Consider the following 11,849-nt stretch of genomic DNA (forward strand, 5'->3'; position numbering starts at 1 on the left):
AACATCAGATACGAATATATGACAGATCTTAAACGTCTTGTAATATACGTAACAGCAGAGGAATTCAAGTCCTTGAAGCTTGATAATGTATCGCGTTATGGTCTTGATTGTTCAGTTGCTAACGGGTTAACTGTAGATGCAATATTATAAATATAAAAACAGCGGCACGGAAAAAGCTCCGTGCCGCTGTTGCAGCTTTTTATACTATTAAAGTTGATAGTGAATTTAACGATTTTCCTTACTGTACGCTTAAAGCACTTTAAATCAACGTACTTTCGGTATAAGGGTTGATATTTTTGTTTTAATATGCTATAATTACTTGGAAATGAGAGCAAGTGTATCTCTTGCTATAAGGAGCTCTTCGTTTGTAGGAACGATCCATACTTCGATCTTTGAATCAGGTGTCGAGATCTTGGTGAGCTTGCCTCTTATAGTGCGGTTGAGAGCTTCGTCTATCTTTATGCCGAAATAATCCATATTCTGGCATACTTGCTCTCTTACCTCCCATGAATTCTCACCGATACCGCCTGTGAATAGAACAGCGTCTATACCGTTCATTGCTGCAGTATAAGCACCAATATACTTCTGTATTTCATAAGCAAGCATATCAGAAACAAGCTGAGCCTTTTGATTACCGTTATTTGCAGCTTCCTGAATGTCGCGGTTATCTGAGCCGACACCGGAAATACCGAGGAAACCAGACTTCTTGTTCATGTACTCACTCATCTGTGAAGGTGTAAAGCCATGCTTATCAGCTACAAAAGTAACAGCTGAAGGGTCTACAGAACCTGTTCTTGTTCCCATTACAACGCCATCAAGAGGTGTAAAGCCCATAGATGTGTCTACAGACTTTCCGCCGTCAACAGCAGTTATTGAAGAACCGTTGCCAAGATGACATGAAACGATCTTGAGATCCTTGACATCTCTGCCCATTGCGTCTGCAAGAGCCTTGGAAACAAATCTGTGTGATGTGCCGTGGAAGCCGTATTTTCTTACGTGAAGCTTCTCATAGTCCTCGTAAGGAAGACCAAACATATAAGCCTTAGGAGGCATTGTCTGATGAAAGGCTGTATCAAATACAACTACTTGAGGAACGTTTGCAGGGATAACACTCTTGCAGGCTCTGAGAGCGAGAGCGTGAGCATGATTATGAACGGGAGCAAGCTCGCGGAGCTCGTCTATCTTATCAATAATTTCATCTGTTACGAGTACAGACTTGTCGAAAACGTCTGCACCCTGTACTATTCTGTGACCAACAGCAGAAATTTCGTCCATACTGTCGATAACCTTTGCATCGCCCTTTGTAAGGCAGTCAACAAGCTTCATGAAAGCTTCTGTATGTGTGGGGAAGGAGCAGTCCTCATCAAGAACTCTGCCATCAGCAGTCTTGTGGTTGATATGTCCGTCGATACCGATACGGTCACAGTTACCCTTTGCGATAACGCTCTCATCGCTCATGTCGATGAGTTGATACTTGAGGGAAGAGCTTCCTGCATTAACAACTAAGATGATCATATATTAATATTCCTTTCAAAAAAATATTGCATATATAATTATATACTATTTTTGAAAAATTGCAAGTATTTTTTTTGAAAAGAGTCTCTAAAGGTCAAAAACAGTATATAAAATACGGTTTTTTATTACTGTCAGGCAGCAAAAATAGGTTATTTGTTTTGCAAAACGACCAAAACAGAGTTAAAAACTATAAATAATATGTAGAGTAAATAAAATTTTAGCAGAAATCATTGAAATTTGACAGGAGAGATAGTAAAATGAAAGTCAGCGGAATTGTTTGCGAGTACAATCCTTTCCATAATGGGCATCTTTATCATATACGCAAAACAAGAGAAAACGGCGCAACTCATATAGCTGTGGTCATGAGCGGTAATTTTGTACAACGAGGAGACGTTGCGGTCATGGACAAGCTCGAAAGAGCTCGTCTTGCGGTACGCTCTGGTGCGGATCTTGTTATAGAGCTTCCTGTACAATACTGTCTTGCTCCGGCAGAGGTGTTTGCAGCAGGAGCGGTATATCTTCTTGATTCGCTCGGAGCTGTTGACGAGATATCCTTCGGGAGCGAGTGCGGTGACGCACAAAAGCTTATTAAGGCAATGGAAACTGTAGATATAGCGGCTATAACTCATTCTGAAGAAATAAAGAGCATAATGGAAAAGGGATATACATATCCTAGAGCCCTTAATTCCGTTGTTAACGGCTATGATACGGAATCAGCTTCGATTATAGCTGAGCCTAATAATACACTTGCTGTAGAATATCTGAGAGCTCTCAAAAGATTCGGTTCAGATATGAAGCCGTTTACAGTTAAGCGAAAAAACGTACGCCATGATGATCTAGAAATAGATAATGGTTTTGCAAGTGCGTCAAATCTTCGGGAAATGATAGAACAAGATGTTCCTGTCGACGAATTTACTAACGCAGAGTGGGCTGAGGCGATAAGAAATGCTGCCTCCAAAGGTGAAATTGCTTCTTTAAGCCGCCTTGAAAGAGTCATACTCTATAAGCTGAGAAGCAGTACTCCTGAAGAGATAGAGCGGATATGCGACGTTGGGCAGGGACTTGAGCACAGGATATTCGGTGCAAGAATGGCTGGCTCGATAGATGAATTGTTGTTTACAGTAAAGACAAAAAGGTACACAATGGCAAGAATAAGACGTATAATGCTTGCTATCCTTATAGGGATAACCAAGGCGGATATGGATCAGCTCCCACCTTACGGTAGAATACTTGCCTTCAATGAACGTGGAAGAGAGATACTTGCCAAAGCTAAGGGCAAGGCGAATATCCCTTTTGCTTCTTCAATAGCAAAGCTTTCACAGCTCAGCGATGTAGCGGAGCGGTTTGCGGAGCTTGAGATAAGAGCCTCGGATATATATGGGCTTGCACTTGAGACAGTTACATCTGCGGAAAAGGATTACCGCGCAAAAATAATGATTGATATGGAATAGAAAAGGCTTTGCTTGGTCGGCTGAGTCTGAATTCTTTCAATATATAGAACGGAGAGTAAAGTGATAAAGGGAGTTATATTTGATCTTGACGGTACGCTACTTGATTCGATGACTGTATGGAGCAGTATTGACCGTGAATTTCTAATTGAAAACGGTGTTTCTGATCCTCCTCCAGAGGTATCGGATGTTGTAAAGAAAATGACTGTTGATGAGTCGTCACAGTATTTTATAGATCGTTTCGGTCTTGATTGCACGAAAGAATATGTTATCAAGCGCATTGAGGATATGGTAAGACAGCGATATGAGGAGCAGATACCCTTAAAGCCACATGTAAATGAGCTGTTGGATTATCTTGATAGCCGTGATATCAAGTACGGTATAGCCACAGCTACATATAAAAGCCTTGCCGAGGCTGCACTTAAGCGCTGTAGGGTTTTTGAGCGATTTAGTTTCCTTCTCACTGACGTTGAATATCCGGCAGGAAAAAATTTTCCGGATATTTTTATGGGAGGAGCCGAGCGATTCGGAGCATCTCCGGAAGAGGTACTTGTAGTAGAGGATTCACTTCACTGCATCGAAACGGCAAAGGCTGCCGGTTTTACCTCCTGCGGAGTTTACGATCCAGTGGCTGAAAGTGACAGAAGTCGTATAATCGAGATTTCGGACTATTATGTAAATTCTCTTGACGAGATAATAAAAATAGTTTAATATATAAAATTGCTTTTGCTGTTATCTGAAGGAGCTTATCAATGAAAAAGGTTATGGTTGGAATGAGCGGCGGAGTTGATAGCTCAGTTGCTGCCATGCTGCTGCGAGACAGCGGCTATGAGGTAATGGGTGTCACTCTTAAGCTCTTTTCTGATGAAGATATTTCTGAAGCAAAAAAAGAAGGAAAGACCTGTTGTGCGCTTTCTGATGTTGAGGACGCAAGAAGCGTGGCGTACCGTCTCGGCTTTGAGCATCTTGTTTTCAACTTCCGGGACAACTTTCGGGAATATGTTATGAAGCAATTTGCTGAGAGCTATCTTTGTGGAAGGACGCCTAATCCGTGTATAGAATGCAATCGTCATGTTAAATTCGATAAGATGCTTCATAGAGCGCAGGAGCTCGGGTATAATTATATTGCTACAGGGCACTATGCAGTAAACGAATATGACGAGGAGAGAGGACGTTATCTCCTGAAACGTCCTACTGACCGTAGCAAGGATCAGACATACGTCTTGTATGCGCTGAAACAAGAGCAGCTGGCACATACTTTGTTTCCTCTAGGAGGACTTGAAAAGTCTCAGGTAAGAGAGCTTGCAGAGTCTGCTGGACTTATAAATTCGCATAAGCCTGACAGTCAGGATATTTGCTTTGTGCCTAACGGCGACTATGCGGCGTTTATACATAGGTTCACAGGCTGTGATACGCCCTGCGGACATTTTGTTGATATGGATGGAAATGTTCTTGGAGAGCATAAGGGAATCATCAATTATACAATAGGTCAGCGGAAAGGGCTTGGAATAGCTCTCGGTCATCCTGTTTATGTAGTGAAAAAAGATATTTCTGCAAATACTGTAACTATCGGAGAAGAAGCTGACCTTTACACCCAAAGCCTCATAGCCGATGATTTCAATCTTATTTCAGTTGAAAAGCTTGATAAGCCTTTGCGAGTAACTGCAAAGACTCGCTACAGTCAGCACGAACAACCTGCTGTGGTTACATATCTTGGTGAAGGCAAGTATATGGTAGAATTTGACAATCCTCAGAGAGCTGTTACTAGCGGTCAGGCGGTCGTACTTTACGACGGAGATATTGTAGTTGGTGGAGGAACAATAAAATGAAGGGAACCGCCCTGCTGGTCATTGACGCGCAGCAGCTTATAACTAATGAAAAGCTTTATGCTTTTGACAGATTCCGTTCAAATGTATGTACGCTTATAGACGAAGCGAGGAAACAATGTACAGAAGTGATATATGTTCGACACAATGACGGAGAGGGAAAGCCTCTTTCAAAAGGCAAAGAAGGCTTTGAAATCTATAGCGGATTTATTCCGCAATTTGGAGAAAAAGTTTTCGACAAAAACGTAAACAGTCCTTTTCTCAAATCCGGACTCCTTGAGTATCTTCGTTCAAAGGCTGTGAAAAGGCTTATTATTACTGGCTTACAGACTGATTACTGCATAGATGCGGCTGTAAAATGTGGTTTTGAGCATGGGTTTGAAATAATCATACCCGAATACTGTAATTCGACATTTGACAATAAATATATGACTGCTGAGCAGACATATCATTATTATAACGACTTTATCTGGAAAAACAGATATGGTCGGTGTGTTGACATTAGAACAGCTGTTGAACTTATTAATGTTGTTGAGCGCGATAAGACAGTAAATATTAACTTGAGAAAATGAATATACTTGAGTGTGCGAAAATGCTTGCAGAAAAACTTTCTAATAGCTGAATGATATTGAAATTTATCGAAGAGTTTTGTTCCGTGTTTTATAGGAGATATTATAGACAGATTTCTTGCTGAAATGATTTAAGCGGATTCCAGCCCTAATGTGGTAAAGTTTTACTCTGAGGCGGTTGAAGAAATGTGGAATAAAGGCGATGAAACTGTTGTAAACGCTGCAGAAGCAACAACGCTTGAATATCTTACAGATGACGTTGAAGTATGGCAGAGATTCGGAAGATACATTTCTCTTGATTTCCGTTGTTTAATAATGAATTCATATCGGAAGACAGTTTGTATCTTGATGCAGATAAACTAAAAGGAAAATGAAATGGAATACAAATATGAAAAACTAACCGACAAGATATATGTCTGTGCTAGCAGCGACCATCGTTTTGGTACTGACGCCTTTCTTCTCGCGGATTTTTCACAGTACCGCGCAAAAGACAAGGTTTGTGATCTTGGTACGGGCTGCGGTATTATACCTCTCATAATGCAGAAGAAAATGCCGCCGCAGATAACTTATGCAGTTGATATACAAGAGGGCGCCATAGAACAGCTGCGTCTCGGAATTGAAAAGAGCGAGACTACGGGGATTGTTCCTTTGTGCGCCGATCTTAAGAAGCTGTGGGAGGGAGCGCCTCTCGGGCAGCTTGATCTTGTGACCTGCAATCCACCTTATAAGGTGAACAACGCAGGCTTTCAGAGTGTCATAACAGCTCAAAAAATAGCAAGACACGAGATATTATGCACTATAGACGACGTATGCGCAGCAGCACAGAAGCTGCTGAAATTCGGTGGAAGACTTTGCGTTTGCAACCGCCCTGAACGCCTCAGCGATGTTGTCTTTGCAATGAAAAATCATGATATCGAACCTAAAAGGCTCCGTTTTGTATCAAAAAATGCGGACGAAGCACCGTGGCTCTTTATGATAGAGGGAAAAAAAGGCTCAAAGCCTTTTATGAAGGTGGAGCCGCAGTTATATATCAGGAGTGAAAATGGTTTTTCCGAGGAACTAAAAAAGATATACGATACTGGAAAGGAGACGATATGAGCGGTACATTTTATGTTATAGGCACGCCTATAGGTAATCTCGAGGATATAACACTAAGACAGCTTGATACGATTGCGGCTGTAGATTTTATATGTGCAGAGGATACTCGTGTGACACTTAAGCTGTTGAATCATTTCGAAATAAAGAAGCAGCTTGTCAGTTTTCATGAGCACAGCTCGAAAGCTGACGCTCAGCGTATAATTGATAGGCTGCTTGCAGGGGAGAGCTGCGGGATAGTTGCCGATGCTGGCATGCCATGTATATCCGATCCAGGAGAGGTGCTTGTAAAGCTATGTGCCGAGAATAGTATAGATGTAAGAGTAGTTCCGGGACCGAGTGCCGTCGTATCGGCTGTTGCGGTTTCAGGGCTTAGTACTAGGCGTTTTACTTTTGAAGGCTTTCTGCCTGTTCAAAAAAAAGAAAGGGTGGAGCGGCTTGAAAAGCTCAGAAACGAAACGGCAGTAATGGTTTTTTATGAGGCACCTCATAAGCTAAAAGCTACTCTTTCAGATCTTGCTGACTATTTCGGCGGAGAACGTAGAATATCACTTTGCCGTGAGCTTACAAAGATCCATGAAGAGGTGCTTAGACTAACACTTGCTGAAGCAGTTGAGTATTATGTTTCGAATGAGCCAAAGGGCGAATTTGTTCTTGTTCTTGAAGGCGCTCGCGATAACCTCGAAGGCAGAATTACTTTAGAACAGGCTGTGGAGCAGGTAAATAAGCTGATAGAAATGGGAGAGCGCCCTACAGACGCTTGCAAGGCTGTTGCAAAAGAGTCAGGTTTCAGAAAAAGTGATCTGTACTCAAAACTTCAGTAATAGGTGGGGTTTGGGTATACTTATTTAAAAAAATATGATAAAAATGTAAAAATTAGTGAAAACGCTTGAAATTATAAAGAATTTGTGATATAATTATTAGCGTTATTATTACTGTTTTTATAATGAACGTTAATATGTTCTTTAGAAGCGACTGAAAAATATTATTACATTAATATCATGCCGCATATAATGCGGTGAAAGAAGGTACTGTATGATTTGCGATCTGCACTGTCACACCACGCTTTCCGACGGCTCGCTTGGCATTGAAGATGTTATTGCTCAGGCAAAGCGGATGAATATTGATTGGCTGTCTATAACCGATCATGACACTATGGCTTCTTTTTCCAGAGCTGACGTTCTAGGAGAACGCGCAGGGATAAAGATGCTTCACGGCGTAGAGCTTTCAGCGTGGGATAAGGAAAGAAACAGCAAGGTGCATATTCTTTGCTATGCGCCGTCAAAACCGAACAGACTGGAAGGATTGTGTCTCAAGTCCTGTGAAATCAGAAAAGAATGTTCAAAGGAAATGATAGACAAGGTTATGGAAAAATTCCCCATAACACAAGAAAGTATACTAAAGCGTACAACTGCTTCAAAGAGTATTTTCAAGCAGCATATTATGCGTGCGCTTATCGACTACGGCTATGCTCTTGAATTCTATGGTGATCTTGATCGCGAACTTTTCAACCCTCAGAACGGTTCGTGCTATGTTGAAAGAGAGTATCCTGACGTCAATTTCGTTGTCGATCTTATACATACAGCAAGAGGAGTGGCTGTTATGGCTCACCCTGCACAGTACGACAATATTGAGCTACTTGAGGAGCTTGCAAAGAAGGGCAAGATCGATGGTGTTGAGATAGGTCATTTTTCGGCTGATGAAAAGTGCCGGAAGGAGCTAAAAGCTATTGCTTCAAGGTATGAGCTTATTGAAACAGGAGGCTCTGACTTCCACGGACTATACAATAAGGTCCCGACTCATCTCGGAAGTGAGACAACCACCAAGGAAAATCTTGACAGGATTATTAAGCTTTCAGCTGCAAGGAGTAAAGAAGCGTAAATGACTGCAAGACTTATATCTGGCCTTGCCTGTGCGGGATTATTACTTATTTTTGCTTTTCCATTGACAAAGGGTATAATAAATACAGGGAATGGCGTAGGAATGGCTTTTTCTGCAATTCTTCTCTGTATAATCCTTTTTTGGAACAGATTTCGTGACCTTATCGGAAGATGCTGGGAAAAACCATTAGGAAAGCTTCTCGTTTCAGTTTTAGGACTGCTAGCAGCGGCTATTGCGGTACTTGCTATTGTTATAAGTGTTTTTATGGTAAAGGCTGCAAACGATAGACCGCGAAACGAGGATACTACACTGGTCATTCTCGGTTGTCAGGTCAAGAATGGAGCTCCGAGCCTTATGCTTCGGCGCAGGCTCGAAGCAGCTTATGAATATCTGAACGAGCATGAAAACGTTAGTGTTGTAGTTTCAGGTGGAAAAGGCGAGGACGAAGTTATCAGCGAGGCTCAGTGCATGAGGGACTGGCTGGTTGACAACGGTATATCGTCTGATCGTATATATATGGAGGACAAATCCGTAAATACGGAAGAAAACCTACGTTTTTCCCAAAAAATAATTGACGATAACAAACTTCCCGTTACCATTACCATAGTAACAGATGGATTCCATCAGCTCAGGGCTGATATGCTGGCTGAAAAGCATGGCATCGAGGCGTATAATATCTCTGCTGATACAAGATTTTATCTTCTGCCTACATACTGGGTGAGAGAATGGTTCGGGATAATATATTACAAACTCTTCTGATTAGGAGAAGGTTAAGTGTGTTGGGTGATAAGACATATACCTAACAGGAAGTACATGGTTTCCAAGTCTTTTGTTTGTATAACAAGATAATTCCTGACGCTTAAATACAAGGATGCAGGCAGAAATTTATATCATATTTTCAAGTTATGACGAAACAGAGTATACAGCTGAAGAATTGTAGGTAGAGACTGATGTTTCGCAGCAGAGCAATATCAATAATGTAAAGGAATGGTTTTTTTGAAAATCGGATTTTCAACCCTTGCTTGTCCGGAATGGTCATGGACAGATATTTATTCAATGGCAAAAGATTTCAAATTTGACGGAATCGAGATCAGAGGACTCGGAAACGAGATTTTTTCTGTGAAGGCCCAGCCTTTTACTGAGGCACAGCTACCTGCCACTATTGCTAAGCTACAGTCTCTTGGTCTTGAGATACCTTGTCTATCTTCAGGAGCCTGTCTTAAGTTCAAGGATAAATATCAAGAGGCTGAAAACGAGATCAGAGCATATGCTCAGCTTGCAAGCAAGCTTGGTGCTTCATATATAAGGATACTTGCAGACCTTAATCCCGACCCTGCGGATGAAGTAGACGATGAATATATCGTTGAAGCACTAAAAAAGCTTGTTCCTGTTGCTGAAGAGTATAATGTAACTCTTCTTGTTGAAACAAACGGCGTTTACTCTGATACTGCCCGTCTTGCAAAGGTGCTTGACAGTGTTAAGAGCAGAAAAGTCGCAGCACTCTGGGATATGCACCATCCATACCGATATAACAATGAAGCTCCCGAGACTACAGTTGCCAATCTGGGTGAGTATATAAAGTACATACAGGTCAAGGACAGCGTGATGCGCGAAGACGGTACAGTTGAATACCGTATCATGGGAACTGGTGATATTCCTGTAAAAGCAATGATCGAAGCCCTTGATACTATCAACTATAATGGTTATATATCTCTTGAGTGGGTCAAGCGCTGGGCAAGGGATTTAAGCGATGCAGGAATCGTTATACCTCAGTTCGCCGAGTACATGGCTCCTTACAAGAAGTCACACAAGCATCCATTACAGACAAATATGAGGGGAGACGGTCAGTATCCATGGCCTAAGGAAAAGATACTCAACTATACCTTCCCTGATATTCTTGACCGTATATGTGAGCAGTTCCCGAATCAGTATGCGTTCCGTTATACTGAACTTGACTATACAAGAACATACCCCGAGTTCCGTGATGATGTGGACACATTTGCCCGCGCATTGCTCTCAATGGGCGTAAAGAAAGGCGATCACGTCGCTATCTGGGCAACTAATGTTCCTCAGTGGTATATCACATTCTGGGCAACTACCAAGATAGGTGCGGTACTTGTTACAATGAATACCGAATACCGTATCCACGAGGCTGAGTATCTTCTCAGGCAGTCTGATACAATGACTCTTGTAATGATAGATGGCATAAAGAATATCAATTATGTCGATATCATAAAGGAGCTCTGTCCGGAGCTTGATAAATGTGAGCCCGGCAAACTCAGTTCAGCAAGACTGCCTTATCTTAAAAATGTTATAACAGTTGACTCAAAGAACAGAGGCTGTTACACATGGGAAGAAGCCGTTGAGCAGTCAAAGAACGTTCCTTACAGTGAGGTAGAGCGCGTAAGAAAGACTATAGATATCCACGATGTATGTAATATGCAGTACACTTCCGGAACCACAGGCTTCCCGAAGGGTGTTATGCTCACTCACTATAACGTAGTAAACAATGGTAAGGCTATCGGAGACTGTATGGATCTCTCCACAGCTGACCGCATGATGATACAGGTTCCGATGTTCCACTGCTTCGGCATGGTACTGGCTATGACAGCTTCCATGACTCACGGTACAACGATGTCTCCAATAACACGTTTCTCACCGAGAAAGGGACTTGCTTGTATAAACAAGGAAAGAATAACCTGTTTCCACGGCGTTCCCACCATGTTCATTGCTATGCTCGGACATGAGGACTTTGAGAAGACAGACTTCTCTTACATGAGAACAGGAATCATGGCAGGATCACCATGTCCTATCAAAACAATGGAAGAAGTAGTCGAGAAGATGCATATGAGCGAGATATGCATAACTTACGGTCAGACTGAGGCTTCTCCCGCAACAACTATGAGCAAGACTACCGACACACTGGAACAGCGAGTAAACACTGTCGGCGGACCGATTTTCGGAGTTGAATGCAAGATAGTTGACCCTGAGACAAATCAGGAAGTACCTGATGATGTAGACGGCGAATTTGTTGCAAGAGGCTACAATATAATGAAGGGTTACTACAAGATGCCCGAAGCAACAGCTGCCGCTATTGACAGCGAGGGCTGGCTCCACACAGGTGACCTTGCAAGACGCCGCTCCGAAGACGGATACTTCAAGATCACCGGCCGTATCAAGGATATGATAATACGCGGAGGAGAGAATATTTATCCAAAGGAGATCGAAGACTTCCTCTACACCTATCCGAAGGTAAAGGATGTACAGGTAATCGGCGTACCTGATGAAGACTACGGCGAAGAGATCATGGCGTGCATTGTTCTCCAGGACGGAGAAACAGCTACTGAACAGGAGATCAAGGACTTCTGCCTTGCAAGAATGGCAAAGCATAAGTGCCCGAGGTACGTTGATTTCGTAGACGGCTTCCCGATGAATGCTGCCGGAAAGATACTCAAGTATAAAATGAGAGAACAGGCTGTTGAAAAACTTAAGCTTCATAAGGCTGACAGTATTGT

At 42.2% G+C, this 11,849-nt stretch carries 11 protein-coding genes; 10 read left to right on the plus strand and 1 reads right to left on the minus strand.

Going from position 1 to position 11,849, the window contains the following annotated elements; all coding sequences use genetic code 11:
• Positions 1-315 precede the first annotated feature (315 nt).
• The gene (locus tag J6U00_RS03400; RefSeq protein ID WP_296578870.1) at positions 316-1,515 is read right to left on the minus strand and encodes an acetate kinase; all 1,200 of its coding nucleotides are present in this window, start codon (positions 1,513-1,515) and stop codon (positions 316-318) included.
• A 257-nt stretch (positions 1,516-1,772) separates the two neighbouring features.
• Between J6U00_RS03400 and J6U00_RS03405 the strand changes: the two genes are divergently transcribed.
• The 10 genes from J6U00_RS03405 to J6U00_RS03450 all read left to right on the plus strand — a co-directional run.
• Positions 1,773-2,966, plus strand: a complete 1,194-nt coding sequence (locus tag J6U00_RS03405; RefSeq protein WP_296578874.1) for a nucleotidyltransferase family protein — start codon at positions 1,773-1,775, stop codon at positions 2,964-2,966.
• Between the two features lie 60 nt (positions 2,967-3,026).
• The gene (locus J6U00_RS03410; RefSeq protein ID WP_296578878.1) at positions 3,027-3,674 is read left to right on the plus strand and encodes an HAD family phosphatase; all 648 of its coding nucleotides are present in this window, start codon (positions 3,027-3,029) and stop codon (positions 3,672-3,674) included.
• A gap of 41 nt (positions 3,675-3,715) precedes the next feature.
• Positions 3,716-4,792 carry a tRNA 2-thiouridine(34) synthase MnmA gene (mnmA, locus tag J6U00_RS03415; protein ID WP_296578883.1) on the plus strand — a complete coding sequence of 359 codons (1,077 nt, stop codon included), beginning with the start codon at positions 3,716-3,718 and terminating at the stop codon, positions 4,790-4,792.
• A complete protein-coding gene (locus tag J6U00_RS03420; RefSeq protein ID WP_296578886.1) occupies positions 4,789-5,361 on the plus strand; it encodes a cysteine hydrolase family protein in 573 nt (190 codons plus the stop codon). Before mnmA ends, J6U00_RS03420 begins: the two co-directional genes overlap by 4 nt.
• Before the next feature lie 183 nt (positions 5,362-5,544).
• Positions 5,545-5,721 (plus strand): hypothetical protein, encoded by a 177-nt coding sequence (locus tag J6U00_RS03425; protein WP_296578889.1) that lies wholly within the window; start codon positions 5,545-5,547, stop codon positions 5,719-5,721.
• A gap of 12 nt (positions 5,722-5,733) precedes the next feature.
• The gene (locus J6U00_RS03430) at positions 5,734-6,456 is read left to right on the plus strand and encodes a methyltransferase (protein WP_296578893.1); all 723 of its coding nucleotides are present in this window, start codon (positions 5,734-5,736) and stop codon (positions 6,454-6,456) included.
• Entirely contained in the window at positions 6,453-7,277 is an 825-nt protein-coding gene (gene rsmI / locus J6U00_RS03435; RefSeq protein WP_296578898.1) for a 16S rRNA (cytidine(1402)-2'-O)-methyltransferase, read from the plus strand. Before J6U00_RS03430 ends, rsmI begins: the two co-directional genes overlap by 4 nt.
• A 211-nt stretch (positions 7,278-7,488) precedes the next feature.
• Positions 7,489-8,334 (plus strand): PHP domain-containing protein, encoded by an 846-nt coding sequence (locus tag J6U00_RS03440; RefSeq protein WP_296578901.1) that lies wholly within the window; start codon positions 7,489-7,491, stop codon positions 8,332-8,334.
• On the plus strand, positions 8,335-9,093 hold the full coding sequence (locus J6U00_RS03445) for a YdcF family protein (protein WP_296578906.1): 759 nt from the start codon (positions 8,335-8,337) through the stop codon (positions 9,091-9,093). It begins immediately after the preceding gene.
• Between the two features lie 237 nt (positions 9,094-9,330).
• Positions 9,331-11,849 (plus strand): AMP-binding protein (locus J6U00_RS03450; RefSeq protein WP_296578910.1); only part of this gene is annotated, 2,519 nt, incomplete at its 3' end.

It is taken from the genome of Ruminococcus sp. (genome assembly GCF_017650195.1).
Taxonomy (GTDB): domain Bacteria; phylum Bacillota; class Clostridia; order Oscillospirales; family Ruminococcaceae; genus Ruminococcus.

Coding starts and splice junctions, on each gene's coding strand:
- J6U00_RS03420 (WP_296578886.1), top strand. CDS start 4,789: ATGAAGGGAACCGCCCTGCTGGTCATTGACGCGCAGCAGCTTATAACT.
- J6U00_RS03405 (WP_296578874.1), top strand. CDS start 1,773: ATGAAAGTCAGCGGAATTGTTTGCGAGTACAATCCTTTCCATAATGGG.
- mnmA (WP_296578883.1), top strand. CDS start 3,716: ATGAAAAAGGTTATGGTTGGAATGAGCGGCGGAGTTGATAGCTCAGTT.
- J6U00_RS03445 (WP_296578906.1), top strand. CDS start 8,335: ATGACTGCAAGACTTATATCTGGCCTTGCCTGTGCGGGATTATTACTT.
- J6U00_RS03440 (WP_296578901.1), top strand. CDS start 7,489: ATGATTTGCGATCTGCACTGTCACACCACGCTTTCCGACGGCTCGCTT.
- rsmI (WP_296578898.1), top strand. CDS start 6,453: ATGAGCGGTACATTTTATGTTATAGGCACGCCTATAGGTAATCTCGAG.
- J6U00_RS03430 (WP_296578893.1), top strand. CDS start 5,734: ATGGAATACAAATATGAAAAACTAACCGACAAGATATATGTCTGTGCT.
- J6U00_RS03425 (WP_296578889.1), top strand. CDS start 5,545: ATGTGGAATAAAGGCGATGAAACTGTTGTAAACGCTGCAGAAGCAACA.
- J6U00_RS03400 (WP_296578870.1), bottom strand. CDS start 1,515: ATGATCATCTTAGTTGTTAATGCAGGAAGCTCTTCCCTCAAGTATCAA.